This is a genomic window from Shewanella sp. 8A, from assembly GCF_023475945.1.
Taxonomy (GTDB): domain Bacteria; phylum Pseudomonadota; class Gammaproteobacteria; order Enterobacterales; family Shewanellaceae; genus Shewanella; species Shewanella xiamenensis.
This window is the reverse complement of sequence record NZ_JAMDJP010000005.1, coordinates 82120-102314: the sequence shown is the minus strand read 5'-3', so window position 1 is coordinate 102314 and position 20195 is coordinate 82120. Positions and strand designations below refer to the sequence as shown.

Sequence of the window (20195 nt, the reverse complement as noted above, 5' to 3'; positions counted from 1 at the left end):
TCGTTATTTTAAGGACACGGTAAAACACACATTTGCCAGCTGTGAGAAGTGGATGAAAGCTTGAAAATCCACTTCTGTAAAACACCTCTCAGATGGTCCTCTATCTGCATAATAAAAGCCGATCACTTTATTATCCACCAACAAGGGCGCCACTAAAAAACCCGACTCTGGCAATTGCACTTTTAACTCACGACATTGTTCTTGCCATTTTTTTGCACTCGGATTATCAACCCAAAGTGACTCCTTATGCTCCATCGCCATTGGAAATAACCCCTTTTTATCCCCAAGTTCGATAATAAATAATCGCTTCATTTCCTCTGCATCTCTGCCAAGCATAATTCTTGGCTGTAGCTGTTTACGGCTAGGAGACAACAGCAACACACCACAGCGATCAACTCCAACCCCCTCTAAAATACCCTCAAGTACGGTTTGCATGATTTGATTAAAATCGGCTTTATTGATTGCAAAAGCGGTAAGCTCACGCAGTTTAGCTAATTGGATATTTAAATTGGCGGCAAAAATCGGTAGTTCTACTTCTGGCAAACGAGACTCAAGCTTATCGAGCCTCTTGGGATCAGGTAGATAGTCAATCAACACTTTAGCGCCATAGGCTTCAGCTAATTTATGGGTCGCCTTGGTACAACGCTGCATTCTTAAGGTAAATTCACTCTCATCCAGCCCGGTAAAGTTGGCCGCTTGAGTTATAAATTTCTCAAGATCGATCTGATCTGGTATCGCCACAGAGAGCGTTTCGCAAAGTTTATCCGCTAAAAATATACAGCGTATTTCAGGACGAGAGTCATCGGGATTATTTAGCGCTTGGATCAATAACTCCCCCAATCCCCAATGGCGAGCAATACTCTGGGTTAGCTGTGAAAAAGAGGTACCTAATGATTCACGAATAAGAGTTCGCTCTTCTGCTGGAGTTTCACATTTCGTTAATTGGCTATCGAGGGTTTCGGTAAATTCTCCCCCGATACTCCAAAACGCACTCTCACCAATATGAAAAAGCAAACAGGCTATAAAGGCCTCCTCTTGAATATCATCATCATAATGACTCAGCATCATCCGAGTTAACATGGCAGCTTGAAATGCCTTAGCCATTAATTTGATTAATCTTTGATATACTGAAGGCGAGAGGTTTTTACTTTCTAACAAGCTAGATAATAATTGTGCAGTGATACAAATATTACGAACTGCATCAAAACCAAGCACAATAGCGGCTCGGCTTACAGTAGAAATTTGCGTACTGCCCTTATGGTAAATAGCGCTATTTGCGACCCGTAAAATACGTGATGTGAGGGCGTTATCATGCATCACGCTACGCCCTAATAAGGCAAGTGAAGAAACGTCATCCTTGGCAAGCTTTTCTAACGTTTGGACGGTGGAACAAAGCGCTGGCATTTCCAACTCACTTATCCGTTTTGTCCAATAATCAACCCCTTTATTAGTATTATTAGGTTTCAACCTAGCTTTCCCTTGATGGTTTAATGTTATTGTTTTTAGTATAGATAGGCTTAAAAAATTCGCCTTGCATCTGGTTCACAATTCAACGATTGATTTTTAAATCCGCAATAGGCTGAACTGAAAACAAAGAAAAGCCCAAGGTTTAACTTGGACTTTAATCAATTACGCCTGCAGATGTAATTTAAAAACCCGCAGTACTTTATCAATATCCTGGCGCGAGACATCTTTATGGGTAACAAAACGTATGGTACGCCCAGGACTAATCAAAATGCCCTCATTACGACAGCGTTGCGCTAAGGACTGTTCATCGATATGAGAAGCTAAGGTTGCAAACACCATATTGGTTTGAACGGATGGCAAGTCAATTTCAAACTCGTCTAATAGGCTTAACTGTTGGGCCAGATATGCAGCGTTTTGATGATCATCTGCCAATCTTTCAACTTGCGCAGTTAGAGCTAACTCCCCCGCAGCTGCTAGAATCCCAGCTTGACGCATACCGCCACCAAGCATTTTTCGCCAACGCGTCGCTTTTTTAATGAGGCGTTCATCGCCTAAGAGTAACGATCCGACTGGCGCGCATAATCCCTTTGATAAACAGATCGAAACGGAATCAAAGTGTACGGCGATATCAGCAATAGCGATCCCTTGTGCCACTGCGGCATTAGCCACTCTTGCACCATCTAAATGAATTTTTAAACCGCGCTGAAAAGCCAGTGCCTGCGCATTGGCAAGATAGGTTTGGGGCAACACTTTCCCCCCGATAGTATTTTCCAAACTCAGCAAGCGCGTTCGGGCAAAATGAATATCATCAGGCTTGATTGCCGCTTCAATTTCGCTAAGAGCAATAGTCCCATCTAATTGATTTGTTAGCGGTTGAGGTTGAATACTACCTAACACCGCCGCACCACCACCTTCAAATTTATAGTTATGAGCTTGCTGACCGCATAGATATTCATCCCCGCGCTCACAATGCGACATCAAAGCCAGTAGATTGGCTTGGGTGCCAGATGCCGTAAAAAGTGCTCCCTCAAAACCAAACATCTCGGCGGCCATGTCCTGTAGACGGTTAACGCTCGGATCATCACCATAAACATCATCACCCACTTCAGCCCTCGACATGGCTAAACGCATTGCCTCAGTAGGCTGGGTTACAGTATCACTGCGTAAATCTATCATTTTGTCCTCAACTTCTTCTGCCTATCCCCTATGCGCATATCAAACACGCCTAGCGACTCTAGCCTTAAAGGAAAAAATTGTATAGCTTGCTGACATAGCTGCCGATAAAACATACAACCTAATGCAAAATTTAATCTGATATAATTGATTTATATCGAATAAATGGCAAAACTTGGCGTTATAACGTTTAAAAGCTACAATAGCCAACTAGGATGCTCATGCTAAAGCAATGCCAATCTCCTAGTGATTTTGACTGCTAGATATTAAACATAAGGTGATTTGTGGTGAAGATATCCGTAATGCAATGGATTAAACTAGCCTCTTTAGCATTGAGTTTAACCCTAATGCTACCAGCTTATGCGTGGCAGGATACTGATCAAGATGGCGTGCCCGATATTAAAGATGCCTGCCCCAACACAACCGCTAACACTACGGTGATGGCAAATGGCTGTGTTTATGAAGTCGAAGCCACAGCCACTAATATTCAATGTAATCTCAATGACCCCAGCACCTATTCAGCTCCTGATTGTCATCATATTGAGACAGCCATTGTGTATTTTGAGTTTGCGATAGCAGAGGTAGATTTATCGCAGTGGAAAGCATTAGCCTTAGTCAAAGCATTTTTAGAGTCAAATACTGATGTTCATTTAATCTTGGTTGGGCACACAGATATTGTCGGCACACCTGAGTTTAATTATCAGTTATCACTTCAACGTGCGCAAAATGTGAAACAAATTTTGGTTGAAGACTATGGATTCAACCCAAATCGCTTTACCGTTGTCGGTAAAGGTATATCTGAACCAGTAGCAGATAATCGTTCCAGCGAAGGTCGCAGATTAAATCGACGAGTACAATTTTTCGTCAATAATAAGTAGTTTTGTTAGCGTATTTTTAGGGAGTAATTTAATGGAAAACCTTGAAGGCTTATTAAAGCAGGCTCCAGATCTGATCATGACCTATGGAGTGAAGATCTTATTTGCCCTTGTTATCTTTTTTGTCGGTAAATATTTTTCCGGCGTTGCGCAAAAGGTAGTGCGAAAGCTACTCAACAGCCGCAAAGTTGATCCAACGGTGGTCTCTTTTGTAGCCAACTTATCGTGGGCTGTTGTGTTTGTCTTCACCATTATCGCCACCTTAGGCCAAATTGGTGTGCAAACCGCATCTTTAGTCGCGGTTATCGGTGCCGCCGGTTTAGCGATAGGTTTAGCGCTGCAAGGATCATTATCTAACTTTGCTTCAGGCGTGTTAATGGTGTTATTCCGCCCATGTCGCGTGGGTGACTATATTGAAGCTGCTGGTATTGCTGGCACTGTTGATGAAATCACCATTTTCTCAACTAAATTACGCACGCCAGATAATAAGGTTATCGTTGCGCCCAACTCTTCAATCATGAATGGCACGATCACCAACTACTCAGCCTTAGAAAATCGTCGTATCGATTTAGTCATTGGCGTGTCTTATTCTGCGGATATTGCCCAGACTAAAAAAGTTTTAACCGAGATTTTAGATAACAACCAATATGTGCTGAAAGAACCGGGTTACACCGTGGGTCTGTCTGAACTAGCAAATTCTTCAATTAACTTTGTAGTTCGTCCTTGGGTAAAAACGGCGGATTACTGGACAGCTCGTTTCGAGATTTTAGAACAAATCAAAAATGCGCTTGATGCAGCCAATATTGAAATTCCATTTCCACAAATGGATATTCATGTAAAACAACTGCCCGAGAGCAAATAATCAGCAGTGATATTAGAAGGCCGGTGAAAACCGGCCTTTTTTATGGTGATAAGTCGGATTTTGGCGTACCTTAACCGAATATGCACACATATCTGAGTAAGAGAGAGAATATGCCAAAGTATGTTTCATTTCTGGCCGCTGGCTGTGTTTTTAGTTTAATGCTGCTCAGCCCAATGGCGATTGCCAGCAATAAAACCCAAGTAATGATGGGTGAAAAGACTGTCACCCTAGAAGGAAAATTACCTCAACTTGAGCAAATGGCCCCAAGATTTAAAGTCGTTGATGATAAATTCAATCCAATCAACTTAACCGACTTTAAGGGAAAAACCATCCTGATTAGTGCAGTGCCTAGCTTGGATACGGGTGTTTGTGCGCTACAAACTAAACGCTTTAATAGCGAGGTCAGCCACTTTTCTGATGATGTCGTCATGCTAACCATCAGCACGGATTTACCTTTCGCGCAAAAACGTTTTTGTAAAGTTGAGAATGTCGAAAATATTAAAGTGTTATCAGATTCTGTTTGGCGTGATTTTGGCGAGAAGTATGGTCTGTTAATTGAAGATTATGGCTTACTTGCACGGGCGATTTTCATCGTCGATGCCGAAGGTAAACTCAAGTACCAAGAATTAGTACCCAACATTGCCCAGCATCCAAACTATGATGCCGCGCTAGAGGCGCTAAAAACCATTCAAGCACAGTAATAAGCATAAAAATAGGGCATTTAATGCCCTATTTTTATTAGTGCGTATGTTGGTCGCCGTTGGCTTGATAGTCGAAGGTAGGCATAGACCAATGATAGCGTAATGCTAACATCCGCCAGCTAAATCCAAAACTTAAGCAAATTAATAGATTAATCCACTCAGCCAATTGATAGGCGTTTAGCGTGATATATAACCCCGCCGTAAAGAGTGAGATTACTGCATAGAGCTCTTTCTTAAAAATCAAAGGCACTTGATTACAAAGAATATCGCGAATAACACCACCAAAAACACCGGTAACCAATCCCATAACGACCGCAATAGTTGGACTAAAACCAAGCATCAGGGTCTTTTGCGCGCCAACAATTGAGAACACAGCTAAGCCTAAGGCATCGATTGCCAAAAACAGCTTAGACAAATAACGCATAACTGGCGCAATCGCGACGGTTAACAAAGATGCAAATGCAATCGCAATTAGATAGTGGACATTCTCGACCCAAATCAAAGGGTAATTTCCAAGTAACATATCTCGTAAGGTGCCGCCACCGATAGCGGTAGCACAACCGATAATGACTACGCCGAATAAATCCATCTGCTTACGGCCAGCTGCTAATGCCCCAGTCATGGCCTCAGCCAAAATCCCAATCAGCCATAATAATCCGATAAATTGCGCTTCTTGCATTTAAACTACTTATTACCCATGCATAAAAAACGGATTTTGCCTGATAATCCACGGGCTGGATAATGAGATTATTTAAATTTTGTCATTAGAATATTTAATCTATTGATACCATTTATGCATTAGTCATTTCTAACTTTCAATATCACGCTACGCCACAATCCTTAAATAACAATAAATTAACTAATAGATAGCAGTCCACCACATTCAATTAAGCTTATTTTTTGATAAGTTTTAATAAAGCATAATCAATTAAACTTTGAAATTTTGTAGAAAACTCAACATCACGTCATTCAAGCCTAAATTTTGGCCACAAAAAAGCGGCCTAATAGCCGCTTTTTTAGACTAAAAGTAAATTATTTGTTTTCAGGTTTCGGAGGATAATTCGCCATGACACTTCCAACGGCATCATTGATGAGCTGGACTCTTTCAGAAGGAGTATTTTTATCACGAATGGTGTCAGCCACCGAACCACGCCATATTAACTTAGCTGTTTTATTATCAACTAAATCAATGATCAACGTACCAACTTCGTATTCTCTCACCGTGGTTTGAGTTTGCATGTTGCCACCCCATCCCCAACCAGGACCATAGTAAGGGTTATAGCCAAAGTTGGTATTGAAAGTATCTACATTAATCTTTTTGTCGATTTTAGTCAGATAGTTAACTAGGACATCAGCGTCTTTTGCATCGACTAACGTCATGCCCTTAGCAGAAAGCTGTGCATTAACTGCATCACGCACTCGCTGATCCATCAGACCATCGAGATGATAACCTGAAGCATCGGTCTTTTGTGCTACCCAAGCATAGGTTTTGTATTGAGAGAAATTGGCACTGGGATCGTAGTCCCAACCAGACTTAAGAGAACTACAAGCACTCAAGGCCAGCACTGCTAACCCTACGATAAAATTTTTCATGGTGATTTCCTTGGATTTCGTAAAGAACACAAATGAGCCGATAAATAAATTTAGCTTACAGAGCAATGGCCGATTCTACAACTCAATATAATGAAAAGCAGAGCGTTATTCAGCTTGACTTCAGCAATCGCTTTAAATGATAATGATTATCACTTAAAGCGATTAAGGGATAAATAACATGTACTGGTTCATTAGCGCATTGATTGTTGCATCAGCAATTTTCTGGCTAGCGCCACAAAAAGCCTCAATCGACACCAATAACAATAAACTCACGCCTCATCTCCCGATGATGTTATTGTTTTTACCTTTGATTGTAATGAGTTGGCTGATATTCGAAGCTGTATCAAATGGTGCAGACTACACCACTATTGCCGCATTTGGTTTTGTTGCCACAGCCTGTTTAATTGCACTTCCCAAATTACATCGTTTTATTATGCCCTGCGCCCTACTCACCGCATTGGCATTAATCGCTATGGTTTTGCAGCATCTATAAATTCCGTTTGAAAACATGCTACTTCCCTGCAAAGAGCTAGCATTTACCTTCGGCCACTTTCAGTCTCTGTCTGTGGCCTTTTTTTACCTCTACTTTTTACCTCCACGAAGCATTATGAATTTGATAGACTTAAGCCGTTTACATTCAGATAAAAGATGACTTATGAGAGTAGATCCCAACGTTTCCTTAGTATACAGCACTGATAAAGGTCGCATTACTGCCGAACCAGAAGCAAAAGCACTCCCCGCATCCGATGGCATTGTGCGTATCCACAGAGACAGCAAAGGCCGTAAAGGTAAAGGTGTCTCGGTCATTTCAGGCCTAGGGCTTGACGATACTGGCCTAAAAGCACTAGCACAAACACTTAAAAAACAATGTGGTTGTGGTGGGACGGTTAAAGATTTCACGATCGAAGTGCAAACCGATAACCGTGAACTACTCAAACAGTTGCTTGAAAAACAAAACTATAAAGTCAAATTAGCCGGCGGTTGATACGCCACGATCCTAAGTAGCTGGATTTTATCTATCGATCAATGCATATGGGCTGAACGGAGCATTTAATGGAGAGTTTGCAGAACCATTTTTTAATCGCCATGCCATCACTCGATGACACTTTTTTTGAGCGCACCGTCATCTATTTATGTGAGCACGATGAAAAAGGCGCCATGGGACTAGTGATAAATAAACCGCTGGGCATTGAAGTTAACTCCTTGCTCGAGCAGATGGATCTCCCAACAGAGCAAGTGTCTGCCGATTTTGCGATGGGATCGCAAGTCTTAATGGGCGGGCCAGTTTCCCAAGATAGAGGTTTTGTACTGCATACTTCCCAACCCTATTGGGCCAATAGTACGGAATTAGGCTCGGGACTGATGCTTACCACATCTCGAGACGTATTAACCGCTATAGGCAGTAAGCGCTCGCCAGATAAATTTCTCGTGGCATTAGGTTATGCTGGCTGGAGTAAAAATCAGTTAGAGCAAGAACTTGCCGATAACTCTTGGCTTACGATCCCCGCTGATCACACCTTACTCTTTGAAGTAAACCACGAAGATAGATGGCAACAAGCTAGCCGTTCACTGGGATTTGAGGCTTGGCAACTTTCAACACAGGCAGGCCACGCCTAATCTCACTTTATTTAACGAGTTAATATCAGATGAATACTAAAACCGTGTTAGGTTTTGATTTTGGTACAAAAAGCATCGGCGTTGCCGTAGGGCAACAAATTACCTCCAGCGCAACACCACTTTTATCTCTTAAGGCCGTTGATGGCATTCCAAATTGGGATGAAATAGCCAAACTCATCCAAGAGTGGCAACCCGATTTAGTCGTCGTGGGTTTACCGCTCAACATGGATGGTACAGAACAAGAAATGACCCACAGAGCAAGAAAATTTGCCAATCGACTAAACGCTAAGTTTGGGGTCAAAATTGTCACTCAGGATGAAAGACTCACCACCACAGATGCAAAAGCTAGGCTATTTGAACTCGGCGGCTTCAAAGCCCTCACCAAAGGTCAAGTTGATGCTGTGTCAGCCGTATTGATTGTCGAAAGCTATTTTGAAAATCATTTCGGCGACTAATGAGCGATATCAAAACAAAAGGATAGCCTGAGCTATCCTTTTTTATTTCTACGATATTAGTGTCTACAGATAGGGTTTAACCAAGCTCGCCATCATGCTGATATGGTCATCATTATCATTGAGCGCTGGAATATAACGGAACTTCTCCCCCCCAGCATGAGTAAAGATATGGCCATTTTCGCCCACGATCTCTTCTAACGTCTCTAAACAATCGGCACTAAATGCTGGACACACAATCGCAACATCACGCACACCTTGACTCGGCAGAGCCGCCATCGTCGCATCCGTATAAGGCTGTAACCACTTAGCTTTACCAAAACGTGACTGGAATGTAATCGCAAATTCATCTTCGGCCAAACCCAATTGCTCAGCCACAAGACGAGTGGTCTTCATGCAAAAACAATAATAGGGGTCACCCAGATGAAGATTACGCTCAGGCATACCATGGTAAGACAGCACTAACTTTTGTGGCTTGCCATGTTTGTCAAAATCGGCACGAATCGAATTGACTAATGCAGCGATAAACTCAGGGTTATCGTGATAAGTATTAATAAAATGCAGCGAGGGCAAATAGCGCCATTGACAAAGTTCCTTGGCAATAGCGTCAAAAGCGGAACCCGTTGTCGGCGCAGCATATTGGGGATATAAGGGTAAAACAACTATCTTATCAATCCCTTGCTTATGCATATCCTGTAACGTGTTTGCCACTGAAGGGTTTCCATAGCGCATAGCTAAGTGAACCGACACAGGATAACCATCGGCGGTTAATTTATCAGACAATTTAGCCGTTTGCCGCAAACTGATATCCATCAGTGGCGACCCAGCTTCTGTCCACACCTTTTGATAAAGTGCCGCGGACTTTGCTGGGCGAACGCGCAGCACTATGCCATGTAAAATCAGCATCCAGAGGAGTTTTGGAATTTCTACCACCCGAGGGTCGGATAAAAACTCTGCAAGGTAACGCCTTACGGCCGATGCCGTTGGCGCATCTGGCGTGCCAAGGTTAAGTAACAACACACCCACTTTGCCACGCGTTGCGTGGCCCATCTCTTTTGATAATCCTGAAAACCTAGCCAAAGTAGCCTCTTAAAATTTGTAAATGAATAAATTGGGCATTAAAGCACGGATTCTATTGCCTGCTTAAGCTCGGCACTATCGGGTTTAACCTTAGAATTAAATTGCTGCACAGTATTGCCATCGCCACTCACTACATATTTGTAGAAATTCCACTTGGGTGAGCCAGCTTTATCGCCTAAGTATTTGAATACACTGTTAGCATCACTACCTCGGACGGGAGACGTCGCGAGCATGGTGAAGGTGACACCATAGTTGATGTAGCACACCTTAGCCGTGTCTTTTTCATCATTCTCCTCTTGGAAAAAATCATCCGAAGGGAAACCAATTACCACTAACCCTTTATCTTTATATTGTTGATAGAGTGCTTCTAAGGCTTTAAATTGCGGCGTATAACCACAATTACTGGCGGTATTGACCAGCAGCACAGGCTTACCCTGAGTGAGCTCACATAAGTTAACGCTCTGTTCTGAGTGCAATTTACGCACTTCAACATCAAGGTAGCTTGGGCATGTTGCCGCCAAAGCGCTGGTGCTCATCAAGCTAGTCAAGATAAATAGCGGGAGTTTCATCATAATGTCCTTCTTATTCAATGATCCAAGATAGGCGAACTTATTCTTATTACGTCACTTGCTACGGTAAAGATCATATTGAATAAAAAAATAAAAGCTACAAGGAGTTATCGATTGCTTTAGCTGATAAAAAAGCAGCTCAATCGAGCTGCTTTAACACACGACAAAATAGGATTAATCCATATCCAAGGTCACGCCTTCCATAAAGCTCGAACTGGCGGGTTCTTTATTTTGCAATTTAATCATTAACCGCAAGTCGTTGGGTGAGTCAGCATGGTGAAGCGCGTCGGCATAACTGATCTCCCCATCGACATAGAGCTTTAACAGAGCTTGGTCAAAGGTCTGCATGCCTTGCTCATTCGATTTGGCCATGGTTTCTTTGAGTAGATGCAGTTCATTTTTAGCAATCAAACTCGCGACACGTGGCGTATTGATCAAGACTTCAATCGCCGCCCGGCGACCTGTTCCATCAACTTTAGCCACCAGCTGCTGCGCCACAATGCCACGCAGGTTGAGTGACAAATCGAATAATAGCTGTTGATGTTTACTTTCAGGCACTAAGTGCATAATCCGGTCTAATGCTTGGTTAGCATTGTTAGCATGCAGTGTCGCCATACACAGATGGCCCGTTTCAGCAAAGGAGAGCGCAAATTCCATGGTTTCTTGGGTTCGAATTTCACCGATAAGGATCACATCAGGCGCCTGACGCAACGAGCTTTTCAGCGCCGCATCAAAGGACTCTGTATCTATGCCCACTTCACGTTGGGTAATGATACTTTTGCGATGATCGTGAACAAATTCCACAGGGTCTTCAATCGTCAAGATATGCCCGCGGGCATGGGCATTGCGATAACCGACTAATGCTGCTAAGGAAGTCGATTTACCGGTCCCTGTCCCCCCCACCATGATGATAAGTCCACGCTTACTCATCACCAGATCTTTTAAAATCGGTGGCAGTTTTAAATCATCCACTTCAGGGATTTTGGTCTCAATCCGGCGCATAACACAACCCGGAGACTCACGCTGCCAGAATGCGCTGACGCGAAAACGCCCCAACTCCTTAACCGCAAAAGCAAAGTTACACTCGCGAGTCGTGTGAAACTCCTTCTTTTGCGCCTCCGTCATCACGGACTCGACAAAATCCAAAGACTGCGCGGGCGTGAAGGCACTCTCGGCTAACGGGCGTAACTCACCATCAATTTTGGCGCTCGGCGGAAAACCTGCGGTAATAAACAGGTCCGAGGCTTTACGCTCCACCATGACTTTTAAAAACGGACGGACATCCATCATAAATCCTTAAAACGTCGCTTGTTTGTTTGAGCTCTTCGCCATGGCATCCTCACGGGTGATGAGGCCACGGTTAACTAAGTTTTGCAGACACTGCTCAAGAGTTTGCATGCCATGGGCCATCCCCGTTTGAATGGCAGAGTACATCTGCGCCACTTTATCTTCACGGATAAGATTTCGGATAGCGGGCGTACCCATCATAATTTCGTGGGCTGCCACACGGCCGCCACCGATTTTCTTAATCAGGGTTTGCGAAATAACCGCCTGTAATGATTCAGATAACATGGTACGCACCATGTCCTTTTCACCGGCAGGGAAAACGTCAACCACACGGTCGATGGTCTTAGCCGCCGAGGTGGTGTGCAAGGTACCAAAGACTAAGTGACCCGTTTCGGCCGCCGTCATCGCCAGACGAATGGTTTCAAGGTCGCGCATCTCACCCACGAGGATAACGTCAGGGTCTTCACGCAGTGCGCTACGCAGCGCCGCGTTAAAGCTGTGGGTATGACGATGCACTTCCCGTTGGTTAATCAAACATTGCTTGTTGGGATGAACAAATTCGATTGGGTCTTCAATGGTTAAGATATGATCATGGCGGTTTTCATTGATGTAATCGACCATGGCCGCAAGTGTGGTACTCTTACCGGAACCTGTAGGCCCAGTGACTAACACTAACCCACGGGGAAAACTGGCAATTTTTTTAAAAATTTCAGGCGCACCTAACTGCTCAAGTGACAAGATATCACTGGGAATGGTACGAAATACCGCCGCAGCGCCGCGAGATTGGTTAAAGGCGTTCACACGGAAACGCGCTAAATTAGGGACTTCGAACGAAAAGTCGATTTCTAAATGTTCTTCAAAGTCCTTGCGTTGTTTATCATTCATAATGTCATAAACAAGGCTGTGTACACCCTGATGATCGAGCGCGGGCAGATTGATTTTTCTCACTTCACCGTCGACACGGATCATGGGAGATATCCCTGCAGAGAGGTGTAGATCCGAGGCTTTGTGTTTTACACTAAAAGCTAATAACTCAGTGATTTCCATAGTTTGGGATATCCTTGCAACTAGATAATTACATCATGACAACAATAGCAGACAGACTCGCCCACGCCCAGAGCAGGATCGCGCAAGCGGCGCAAAAATGCGCACGCTTACCTCACACTATTCGCTTACTTGCCGTCAGTAAAACTAAACCTATAGCAGATATTATAGCCGCCTATAATGCAGGCCAGCGTTGCTTTGGTGAGAACTATGTTCAAGAAGGTGCGACAAAAATTGAAGCGCTAAAAGATACTCATCCCGATATTGAATGGCATTTTATTGGGCCTCTACAATCCAATAAGACCACATTAGTTGCCCAGCACTTCGATTGGATGCACACCCTTAGCCGAGAAAAAATTGCCCAGCGGCTCAATGAACAGCGCCCCACTCACCTTGCGCCACTTAATGTGTGCATTCAAATCAACATCAGTGATGAAGACACAAAATCTGGTATCGATGCCGAGCAAATGCTACCGCTAGCCAATATCATCAGCCAACTGCCGCAGTTAAGGCTCAGAGGCTTAATGGCTATTCCCACTGCAACCGATAACATTACCCAGCAAACCCGGGAACTTACCGAGCTCAAGCAGTTATTCGAGACACTGAAACAGCATTATCACGATGTCGATACACTATCAATGGGCATGAGTAATGATTTGGACATCGCTATCGAGTGCGGCTCAACCATGGTGCGCATTGGCAGCGCCATCTTTGGAGAGCGGGATTATTCCTCAAAAGAAACGATCAATTGAGTCGATAAGTATCAAACCTATTGCCATTAAAGAGGTCATTGCCAACTGTCGCTATCACAGATTGAAAACTAAGGTATAGCGACTGACTCGGTATTTGGTCTTGTTTTTACAAGCTAAAGCCCAAATACTGTAAAGAGACATTAAATAGAAATTTTTATCCGGTCTAATTTTGTCATCGCTGAACCATAGGATTCAGCCCTAGGCCAGACATTATGGGGTACACATGAGTCAACAAAAAATCTGCTTTATCGGCGCGGGCAATATGACCCGTAGTATTATCAGCGGCTTAATTCGTAGCGGTTATCCAGCATCACAGGTTCAGGCGACCAACCCAAGCCAAGGTAAACTCGACGCTCTCGCTCACGACTTTGGTGTGCGTGTATCCCAAGATAATGTCAGCGCCGCCCAAGATGCCGATGTCATCGTATTATCCGTTAAGCCGCAGTTAATGGAACCAGTCTGCCAAGCACTGCAAGACATTGATATGTCTAACAAGCTGATCATTACTATTGCCGCAGGGATTAAAGCTGAACGCTACAGCCAGTATTTAGCACAACCCATCACGCTGGTTCGCACTATGCCAAACACCCCAATGCAAATCGGCGTCGGCATGGCGGGACTCTACGCACCGCACCCCCTATCGGATGCACAAAAAGCCATTACTGAACGATTGATGTCCAGCGGCGGTGAAATAGTGTGGGTAAATGAAGAATCTGAAATTAATCAAGTCATTGCCCTTGCTGGTAGCTCACCAGCATATTTCTTCCTGCTGATGGAATCGATGATTGATGCGGGTAAACAAATGGGCATGGACGAAGCCAAAGCCAGAAGCTTAGTGCAGCAAGCCGCCCTTGGTGCTGCTATGATGGCTAAACAAAATCCTGAGCTCACGCTGGGTAATTTACGGGAAAATGTCACCTCTAAAGGTGGGACAACGGCGCAAGCCATCGCCACATTCGAAGCGGCAGATCTCCGTGGCGTCGTAAAAAAAGCCATGGAAAACTGCATTAATCGCGCAGAAGAAATGGCAAAGACATTTTAATTAAACCACTTTCCCGACGGCTCAAACACAGATAACGGGCGTTTTTAATTGGACTCATATAGGCAGAAATCTCGATGAATGCATTAACCTTCTTGATCAGCACACTCTTCGATTTGTATTTGATGGTAGTGATTTTGCGGCTCTGGCTCCCCTTGGCACGGGCCGATTTTTATAACCCTTTTAGTCAATTTATCGTGAAAGCAACTCACCCACTCATCGCCCCAATGCGCCGAGTGATCCCATCAATAGGAAGATTTGATACAGCCTCGTTTGTGTTGGCATTATTGGTCGTCATCGTAAAAGTCTTGCTATTGAGCCTTATCGCCGGTGGCGCTATTGATATTGTGCTGTTCTTTGTATTTGCGCTTGTCACTGTCATCAAACAGACAGGCATTTTGCTGTTTTGGATGTTGATCATCCGCGCGATTTTGAGCTGGTTCAATCAAGGCTATAATCCGATCGTGATGATTATGGGGCAATTAACCGAGCCCATTTTGGCCCCAGTGCGCCGCATCATTCCGCCCATTGGTGGTTTAGATTTGTCAGTGATGTTGGTGATTATCGGCATGAACTTTATCAACATGCTGTTGGCGCAATACGTACCTTTTTGGGCCGTGATTTAATGAGCGCAGTCATTATGCAGCAAGGCGACTTGCTGCTTAATTTGTATATTCAACCTAAAGCGAGTCGCGATCAGATAGTTGGGCTTCATGGTGATGAGTTAAAAGTCGCCATTACCGCCCCGCCTATTGATGGCAAGGCCAATGCCCATTTAAGCAAGTATTTAGCCAAGGCCTTTAAAGTCCCTAAAAGCGATGTTCACATCCTTAAGGGCGAATTGGGGCGCCATAAACAGGTACGGATTAGCGCTCCTAAAAACGTCCCGACAGAAATCGCGACACTGCTCGAATAAACACAGCGTTGGAAGTCTAGGTTCCGATACATATAATCAAGCAATCTCTCATATTAAGTTAAGGTACAACATTATGTTACGTAACCTCCTAATCATGCTCGTATTAACAGCTAGCCTTTGTGGTGTCGCTGATGCCGAGCAAAAAGAAACCGTCGGTAATTTTGATATTCATTATATCGCGTTAGGAAGTACCTTTCTGACCCCCAGTATTGCTAAAACCTATGGCATTGAGCGTAGTAGCTACAAAGGTATTATCAACATCGCGGTATTAGATACGAGCGAAACAGGCTCCCCCGCAGTTCCCGTAGAAATCACCGGTGTTGCCAATAACTTACTCGATGCGCGTATCGATTTAAAATTTAGAGAAATCCGTGAAGGTAAGGCCATTTACTATATTGCTGAAGTCCCATACCGCGACGATCAAGAGATTAATTTCAACATCGCCATCAAGTATCGGAACCAGCTGAATACTAACCTACAGTTTAAACAAAAGTTCTACGTCGAATAATTTCAGCCTCACAGGCATGACGATACCAATTATCGTCCTGCCTTTTTCTGTCCTTTACCGCCAAGCTTGGGTATCATTGCCGCCGTAAACATCGCTCAATGAAATAGGTACCCCATGCAACAAATCGTCCTCGCCAGTGGCAATAAAGGTAAACTTGCCGAATTCGATCAAATGCTCGCCGCCTACGGCGTAAAAGTGCTGCCACAAAGCCAATTTAACGTTAGCGAAGTGGCCGAAACGGGCACCACCTTTGTCGAAAACGCCATTATCAAAGCCAGACATGCGGCACAAATTACTGGACTTGCCGCCATTGCCGATGACTCGGGATTAGAAGTCGATTTACTCCAAGGTGCACCGGGCATCTACTCTGCGCGCTATGCGGGGGAGAATGCCAAGGATCAAGACAATGTGTTAAAACTCTTAGACACATTAAAGGATAATCCTGCGCCGCGTACGGCCAGATTCCAATGCGTTTTAGTCTATATGCGCCATGCGAAAGACCCAACGCCAATCATTTGCCAAGCCGCGTGGGAAGGCCAAATCGATTTCGTACAACGGGGTGACAACGGCCATGGTTACGATCCGATTTTTATTCCAGAACACCATGATTGCAGCGCCGCCCAAATGAGCAGTGACGAGAAAAATGCCTTGAGTCACCGTGGTAAAGCGTTAGTGCAACTGATTGCTGCCATGCAGGCAAAAGGCGTATTTACCGACGGGAACGCCCAATAATGTCAGTAACCGTGTCACCAGAGTTAACCCTACCGCCATTGAGCTTGTACATTCATATCCCTTGGTGTGTACAAAAATGCCCTTACTGTGACTTTAACTCCCATGGGCAAAATGGTGAATTACCCCAGCAGGCCTATGTGGATGCGCTGCTAGCGGACTTACACCAAGACTTGCACTTAGTACAGGGCCGTAAGCTGCACACCATTTTTATTGGTGGTGGAACACCGTCTCTATTTGATGCCAATCAAATCAAAAGGATATTGGATGGTGCCAACGCGCTAATTCCCTTTAGTGACGATATTGAAATCACCATGGAGGCCAACCCTGGTACCCTAGAGCACGATGACTTTAGTGCCTACCGCGCCGCCGGGGTCACTCGGTTATCGATTGGGGTACAAAGCTTTTCTAAGGATAAGCTTAATCTGCTGGGGCGAATTCACGATCAAAACGAAGCCCAAACCGCCGCCCAAAAAGCCAGCCAAGCGGGTTATTTAAGTTTTAATTTGGATTTGATGCATGGACTTCCGAATCAAAGTTTCACCGAAGCCATGGCAGATATCGATACCGCAGCCGCACTCAATCCACCGCATTTGTCTTGGTATCAACTAACGATTGAACCCAATACCCTGTTCCACTCCAAGCCACCGCAACTGCCCGACGATGAAGATCTCTGGCAGATCTACGAACAAGGGCAACAAAAGTTAGCGGCACTCGGTTATGAGCAGTATGAAATCTCGGCCTATGCCAAACCTGGCTATCAGTGCCGGCATAACCTTAACTATTGGCAGTTCGGCGATTATTTAGGTATAGGCTGCGGTGCCCATGGCAAAGTGACCTTACCTGAAGAAAATCGCATCATTCGCACGGTTAAAATCAAGCATCCGAAGGGCTATTTAACTGCCGATAATTACACATTCGAACAAACCGAAGTCGCGCAAGAAGATCGCGCACTTGAATACTTAATGAATCGTCTGCGCCTAATGACGCCAATCCCTAAACAAGAGTTTGAAGACAGAACCGGTTTACACCGAGACACCTTAAAGGATGGGATGGAAAAGGCCAAACAACGGGGTTTACTCATCGAATCGGCTGAACATTGGCAATTAACCAGTAAAGGTCACATGTTTGTGAACGATTTACTAACGCAATTTTGTTAATTCACTGATTAAATTCCCCATATAAATAATGTGTTAGCCTAGTTTCTTCGATGAAGCATCTTTTATGGCTAACACATTTTCTAACATTTATATTCATACATTTTTCCCCTGCTTCTTTAGAATTGCCTGAACATTGTTAAGGAAGCCTGATCATGCCAATAAAAACGAACATCAGCTTAGTCGCATTTACCCTCTCCGCCCTGCTTGCACTGCCTTCCTATGCAGTGCCCAGCTTAAATGACTCACATAATATAACCAGTACAAGTATTGCCGCCCAAAGCGAGTCAGAAAAAGCCAACGCCTTGTTTGAAACCATCTTCATGGAAAACATTATGGCAAGCCCAATTGCGCAAACCTATATGGGCATTAAGCAGGACTATGATAAGTGGGATGACATTGGCGACGAGGCGGATGCCCGTGAGTTGGCGCGCACTAAGAAACAACTGGCCGAAGTGAATCAACTAGATGCGAGTAAGCTTGACCCCCAAACTCGCCTAAGCCTGACGTTACTCACCCAAAACCTGAATAACGATATCAAAGACTATCAGTGGCGTTACCATAACTACCCAGTAAATCAGATGCATGGCGGCCACTCGATGATCGCCTCCTTCCTGATTAATCAACACCAGATCACCGATGTCAGCGATGCTCAGGCCTATATCAGCCGCTTAAATGGCGTGCCCAAACGCCTAAGCCAACTGCAACAGGCGCTAGAAGTGCGCGCTAATAAAGGCATTATTGCGCCTAAATTTGTGTTCGGTTACGTGATATCTGACAGCCAAAACATCATTAAAGGCGCCCCCTTCGATAAAGGCGAAGACAGTGCACTGTTGGCGGATTTTCGCAAAAAAGTGAATGCACTCAGCATCTCCGAGGCAGAAAAAGCCCAACTGATTGCCGATGTAGAAAAAGCACTAGTCTCGCAAGTTGAGCCTGCATACAAGACGCTTATCGCCTATATCAAAACCTTAGAAGCCAAGGCCGATACCCGCGATGGGGTTTGGAAACTCCCCGACGGCGAGGCGTTTTATAACAATGCCCTTGCACGCACGACGACTACCCACATGACGGCGGATGAAATCCATCAACTTGGTCTTGCCGAAGTGGAACGCATCCATAATGAAATGCGCGCCATTATGAAAAAGGTGAATTTTAACGGCACCTTGCAAGAATTCTTCACCTTTATGCGCGATGATCCACAGTTCTATTATCCAAATACCGCCGAAGGCAAGGCGGCATATTTAGCCGATGCTACCAAGCTTATCGATAATATGCGCTCACGCTTGGATGAAGTCTTTAAGGTCAAGCCAAAGGCTGCCATGATAGTCAAACAGGTTGAAGCCTTTAGGGAGAAATCTGCGGGTAAAGCCTTTTATGAACAACCGGCGCCCGATGGCTCTCGTCCTGGCAGCTACTACGCTAATCTCTACGATATGAAGGCCATGCCCAAATACCAAATGGAAGCACTGGCTTACCACGAAGGGATCCCTGGCCACCATATGCAAATCGCCATTTCGCAGGAGCTGAAGGATATTCCTAAGTTCCGTAAGTTCGGTGGCTATACCGCCTATATCGAAGGTTGGGGGCTCTACAGTGAGTCTTTCCCGAAAGAAATGGGCTTATATGCCGATCCATACTCCGATTTTGGTCGACTGGCGATGGAGTTATGGCGAGCTTGCCGTTTAGTCGTCGATACCGGGATCCACGCCAAGCAATGGACCCGCGAACAAGGGATTGCTTATTACGTCGATAATACCCCTAACGCAAAATCCGATGCGAAGAAAATGGTGGAGCGTCATATCGTTATGCCATCGCAAGCCACAGCCTATAAAGTTGGGATGATTAAGTTACTCGAACTGAGACACAAGGCGGAAAAACAGCTGGGTGATAAGTTTGATATCCGGGATTTCCATACTTTAGTCTTGGCAAATGGCGCGCTGCCTTTGGATGTGCTGGAAGAGCAAGTCGATCAATGGATTGCCAGTGTTAACAAAACCTAAGCTTCAAACCTTGGGAGGCTCACGCTAGTCTCCCTTGAACACCGTTGCGAATGAAGTGATTAAATCGCAGCCAATAAAAAAGCCACTATCAAGTGGCTTTTTTATTGGATTTATCACCAGCTTGGTCATAAAACCCTATCTCACTGTGGATCACTATATTTGATGAATTAAGCTCAATACTTAACACTCGGTGTGACTTTAGGGTACAGAGAGACAAAACTCATTTCCCACGATTAAACCATCAGAAAAAAATTACCTCAGCCTAATAAGCTGAGGTAAACCAAAAACTAGGATGATGGTTTAAAAGCCAACATTGTTTTAGTTCGCAAACTTCTGCTGGCGGTGATTCGAAACCGCAACATTGCAGACCT

General features: G+C 44.5%; 23 protein-coding genes. 15 read left to right on the top strand and 8 right to left on the bottom strand.

Annotation, left to right across the window (positions count from 1 at the left end):
• Positions 1–3: 3 nt before the first annotated feature.
• Entirely contained in the window at positions 4–1467 is a 1464-nt protein-coding gene (locus M0413_RS05495; RefSeq protein WP_144375251.1) for an HDOD domain-containing protein, read from the bottom strand.
• A 162-nt stretch (positions 1468–1629) separates the two neighbouring features.
• Positions 1630–2643, bottom strand: coding sequence for a low-specificity L-threonine aldolase (gene ltaE / locus M0413_RS05490; protein WP_144375253.1), 1014 nt, complete (start codon positions 2641–2643; stop codon positions 1630–1632).
• Between the two features lie 299 nt (positions 2644–2942).
• Between ltaE and M0413_RS05485 the strand changes: the two genes are divergently transcribed.
• From M0413_RS05485 to tpx, 3 genes are all read left to right on the top strand, one after another.
• Positions 2943–3518, top strand: a complete 576-nt coding sequence (locus M0413_RS05485) for an OmpA family protein (protein WP_069453278.1) — start codon at positions 2943–2945, stop codon at positions 3516–3518.
• Between the two features lie 31 nt (positions 3519–3549).
• Positions 3550–4377: a mechanosensitive ion channel family protein gene (locus tag M0413_RS05480; protein WP_037420742.1), complete on the top strand. Its 828-nt coding sequence runs from the start codon at positions 3550–3552 to the stop codon at positions 4375–4377.
• Between the two features lie 110 nt (positions 4378–4487).
• Entirely contained in the window at positions 4488–5078 is a 591-nt protein-coding gene (gene tpx, locus M0413_RS05475) for a thiol peroxidase (RefSeq protein WP_037429419.1), read from the top strand.
• A 37-nt stretch (positions 5079–5115) separates the two neighbouring features.
• On the opposite strand, the gene M0413_RS05470 is transcribed toward tpx, so the two are convergent.
• Both M0413_RS05470 and M0413_RS05465 read right to left on the bottom strand, forming a co-directional pair.
• On the bottom strand, positions 5116–5757 hold the full coding sequence (locus tag M0413_RS05470; RefSeq protein ID WP_037420748.1) for a trimeric intracellular cation channel family protein: 642 nt from the start codon (positions 5755–5757) through the stop codon (positions 5116–5118).
• A gap of 353 nt (positions 5758–6110) precedes the next feature.
• Positions 6111–6671, bottom strand: coding sequence for a DUF4136 domain-containing protein (locus M0413_RS05465; protein WP_037420751.1), 561 nt, complete (start codon positions 6669–6671; stop codon positions 6111–6113).
• Between the two features lie 178 nt (positions 6672–6849).
• Here M0413_RS05465 and M0413_RS05460 point away from each other — a divergent pair, with 178 nt between their 5' ends.
• The 4 genes from M0413_RS05460 (at position 6850) to ruvX (ending at position 8743) form a co-directional block, all read left to right on the top strand.
• Complete coding sequence (locus tag M0413_RS05460; protein WP_037420754.1) at positions 6850–7164, top strand: hypothetical protein; 315 nt, start codon at positions 6850–6852, stop codon at positions 7162–7164.
• A 162-nt stretch (positions 7165–7326) separates the two neighbouring features.
• Positions 7327–7656, top strand: a complete 330-nt coding sequence (gene yciH, locus M0413_RS05455) for a stress response translation initiation inhibitor YciH (RefSeq protein WP_037420757.1) — start codon at positions 7327–7329, stop codon at positions 7654–7656.
• Positions 7657–7724: 68 nt separating this feature from the next.
• Complete coding sequence (locus tag M0413_RS05450; RefSeq protein WP_069453279.1) at positions 7725–8288, top strand: YqgE/AlgH family protein; 564 nt, start codon at positions 7725–7727, stop codon at positions 8286–8288.
• 29 nt (positions 8289–8317) lie between these two features.
• Positions 8318–8743, top strand: a complete 426-nt coding sequence (gene ruvX, locus M0413_RS05445; protein ID WP_037420762.1) for a Holliday junction resolvase RuvX — start codon at positions 8318–8320, stop codon at positions 8741–8743.
• 63 nt (positions 8744–8806) lie between these two features.
• Here the strand turns inward: ruvX and hemH are convergent, their stop codons facing one another.
• The 4 genes from hemH to M0413_RS05425 all read right to left on the bottom strand — a co-directional run bounded on the left by hemH (position 8807) and on the right by M0413_RS05425 (position 12723).
• Positions 8807–9790: a ferrochelatase gene (gene hemH, locus M0413_RS05440; protein WP_240293187.1), complete on the bottom strand. Its 984-nt coding sequence runs from the start codon at positions 9788–9790 to the stop codon at positions 8807–8809.
• A gap of 68 nt (positions 9791–9858) precedes the next feature.
• Positions 9859–10392, bottom strand: coding sequence for a glutathione peroxidase (locus M0413_RS05435; protein ID WP_249553409.1), 534 nt, complete (start codon positions 10390–10392; stop codon positions 9859–9861).
• A 171-nt stretch (positions 10393–10563) separates the two neighbouring features.
• Positions 10564–11676, bottom strand: a complete 1113-nt coding sequence (locus tag M0413_RS05430; protein ID WP_037420771.1) for a PilT/PilU family type 4a pilus ATPase — start codon at positions 11674–11676, stop codon at positions 10564–10566.
• A 9-nt stretch (positions 11677–11685) separates the two neighbouring features.
• Positions 11686–12723, bottom strand: a complete 1038-nt coding sequence (locus M0413_RS05425; RefSeq protein ID WP_037420775.1) for a type IV pilus twitching motility protein PilT — start codon at positions 12721–12723, stop codon at positions 11686–11688.
• A gap of 35 nt (positions 12724–12758) precedes the next feature.
• Between M0413_RS05425 and M0413_RS05420 the strand changes: the two genes are divergently transcribed.
• The 8 genes from M0413_RS05420 to M0413_RS05385 all read left to right on the top strand — a co-directional run bounded on the left by M0413_RS05420 (position 12759) and on the right by M0413_RS05385 (position 19824).
• The gene (locus tag M0413_RS05420) at positions 12759–13472 is read left to right on the top strand and encodes a YggS family pyridoxal phosphate-dependent enzyme (protein ID WP_144375261.1); all 714 of its coding nucleotides are present in this window, start codon (positions 12759–12761) and stop codon (positions 13470–13472) included.
• Positions 13473–13695: 223 nt separating this feature from the next.
• A complete protein-coding gene (gene proC / locus M0413_RS05415) occupies positions 13696–14514 on the top strand; it encodes a pyrroline-5-carboxylate reductase (protein WP_144375262.1) in 819 nt (272 codons plus the stop codon).
• A 74-nt stretch (positions 14515–14588) separates the two neighbouring features.
• The gene (locus M0413_RS05410) at positions 14589–15137 is read left to right on the top strand and encodes a YggT family protein (protein ID WP_037420784.1); all 549 of its coding nucleotides are present in this window, start codon (positions 14589–14591) and stop codon (positions 15135–15137) included.
• Positions 15137–15427, top strand: coding sequence for a DUF167 family protein YggU (yggU, locus tag M0413_RS05405; RefSeq protein ID WP_037420787.1), 291 nt, complete (start codon positions 15137–15139; stop codon positions 15425–15427). The genes M0413_RS05410 and yggU overlap by 1 nt, the downstream gene beginning before the upstream one ends.
• A 73-nt stretch (positions 15428–15500) precedes the next feature.
• On the top strand, positions 15501–15935 hold the full coding sequence (locus tag M0413_RS05400) for a DUF4426 domain-containing protein (RefSeq protein ID WP_249553407.1): 435 nt from the start codon (positions 15501–15503) through the stop codon (positions 15933–15935).
• A 114-nt stretch (positions 15936–16049) separates the two neighbouring features.
• Positions 16050–16667, top strand: a complete 618-nt coding sequence (gene rdgB / locus M0413_RS05395) for an RdgB/HAM1 family non-canonical purine NTP pyrophosphatase (RefSeq protein WP_144375268.1) — start codon at positions 16050–16052, stop codon at positions 16665–16667.
• The gene (gene hemW, locus M0413_RS05390; RefSeq protein WP_249553405.1) at positions 16667–17824 is read left to right on the top strand and encodes a radical SAM family heme chaperone HemW; all 1158 of its coding nucleotides are present in this window, start codon (positions 16667–16669) and stop codon (positions 17822–17824) included. The genes rdgB and hemW overlap by 1 nt, the downstream gene beginning before the upstream one ends.
• A gap of 152 nt (positions 17825–17976) precedes the next feature.
• Complete coding sequence (locus tag M0413_RS05385) at positions 17977–19824, top strand: DUF885 domain-containing protein (protein WP_249553403.1); 1848 nt, start codon at positions 17977–17979, stop codon at positions 19822–19824.
• The last annotated feature ends 371 nt before the right edge of the window (positions 19825–20195 follow it).

What these genes read in the sequence shown, in the direction of transcription:
- ltaE (WP_144375253.1), bottom strand. Translation starts at nt 2,643, where the DNA reads ATGATAGATTTACGCAGTGATACTGTAACCCAGCCTACTGAGGCAATG.
- M0413_RS05485 (WP_069453278.1), top strand. Translation starts at nt 2,943, where the DNA reads ATGCAATGGATTAAACTAGCCTCTTTAGCATTGAGTTTAACCCTAATG.
- M0413_RS05480 (WP_037420742.1), top strand. Translation starts at nt 3,550, where the DNA reads ATGGAAAACCTTGAAGGCTTATTAAAGCAGGCTCCAGATCTGATCATG.
- tpx (WP_037429419.1), top strand. Translation starts at nt 4,488, where the DNA reads ATGCCAAAGTATGTTTCATTTCTGGCCGCTGGCTGTGTTTTTAGTTTA.
- M0413_RS05470 (WP_037420748.1), bottom strand. Translation starts at nt 5,757, where the DNA reads ATGCAAGAAGCGCAATTTATCGGATTATTATGGCTGATTGGGATTTTG.
- M0413_RS05465 (WP_037420751.1), bottom strand. Translation starts at nt 6,671, where the DNA reads ATGAAAAATTTTATCGTAGGGTTAGCAGTGCTGGCCTTGAGTGCTTGT.
- M0413_RS05460 (WP_037420754.1), top strand. Translation starts at nt 6,850, where the DNA reads ATGTACTGGTTCATTAGCGCATTGATTGTTGCATCAGCAATTTTCTGG.
- yciH (WP_037420757.1), top strand. Translation starts at nt 7,327, where the DNA reads ATGAGAGTAGATCCCAACGTTTCCTTAGTATACAGCACTGATAAAGGT.
- M0413_RS05450 (WP_069453279.1), top strand. Translation starts at nt 7,725, where the DNA reads ATGGAGAGTTTGCAGAACCATTTTTTAATCGCCATGCCATCACTCGAT.
- ruvX (WP_037420762.1), top strand. Translation starts at nt 8,318, where the DNA reads ATGAATACTAAAACCGTGTTAGGTTTTGATTTTGGTACAAAAAGCATC.
- hemH (WP_240293187.1), bottom strand. Translation starts at nt 9,790, where the DNA reads ATGGGCCACGCAACGCGTGGCAAAGTGGGTGTGTTGTTACTTAACCTT.
- M0413_RS05435 (WP_249553409.1), bottom strand. Translation starts at nt 10,392, where the DNA reads ATGATGAAACTCCCGCTATTTATCTTGACTAGCTTGATGAGCACCAGC.
- M0413_RS05430 (WP_037420771.1), bottom strand. Translation starts at nt 11,676, where the DNA reads ATGGATGTCCGTCCGTTTTTAAAAGTCATGGTGGAGCGTAAAGCCTCG.
- M0413_RS05425 (WP_037420775.1), bottom strand. Translation starts at nt 12,723, where the DNA reads ATGGAAATCACTGAGTTATTAGCTTTTAGTGTAAAACACAAAGCCTCG.
- M0413_RS05420 (WP_144375261.1), top strand. Translation starts at nt 12,759, where the DNA reads ATGACAACAATAGCAGACAGACTCGCCCACGCCCAGAGCAGGATCGCG.
- proC (WP_144375262.1), top strand. Translation starts at nt 13,696, where the DNA reads ATGAGTCAACAAAAAATCTGCTTTATCGGCGCGGGCAATATGACCCGT.
- M0413_RS05410 (WP_037420784.1), top strand. Translation starts at nt 14,589, where the DNA reads ATGAATGCATTAACCTTCTTGATCAGCACACTCTTCGATTTGTATTTG.
- yggU (WP_037420787.1), top strand. Translation starts at nt 15,137, where the DNA reads ATGAGCGCAGTCATTATGCAGCAAGGCGACTTGCTGCTTAATTTGTAT.
- M0413_RS05400 (WP_249553407.1), top strand. Translation starts at nt 15,501, where the DNA reads ATGTTACGTAACCTCCTAATCATGCTCGTATTAACAGCTAGCCTTTGT.
- rdgB (WP_144375268.1), top strand. Translation starts at nt 16,050, where the DNA reads ATGCAACAAATCGTCCTCGCCAGTGGCAATAAAGGTAAACTTGCCGAA.
- hemW (WP_249553405.1), top strand. Translation starts at nt 16,667, where the DNA reads ATGTCAGTAACCGTGTCACCAGAGTTAACCCTACCGCCATTGAGCTTG.
- M0413_RS05385 (WP_249553403.1), top strand. Translation starts at nt 17,977, where the DNA reads ATGCCAATAAAAACGAACATCAGCTTAGTCGCATTTACCCTCTCCGCC.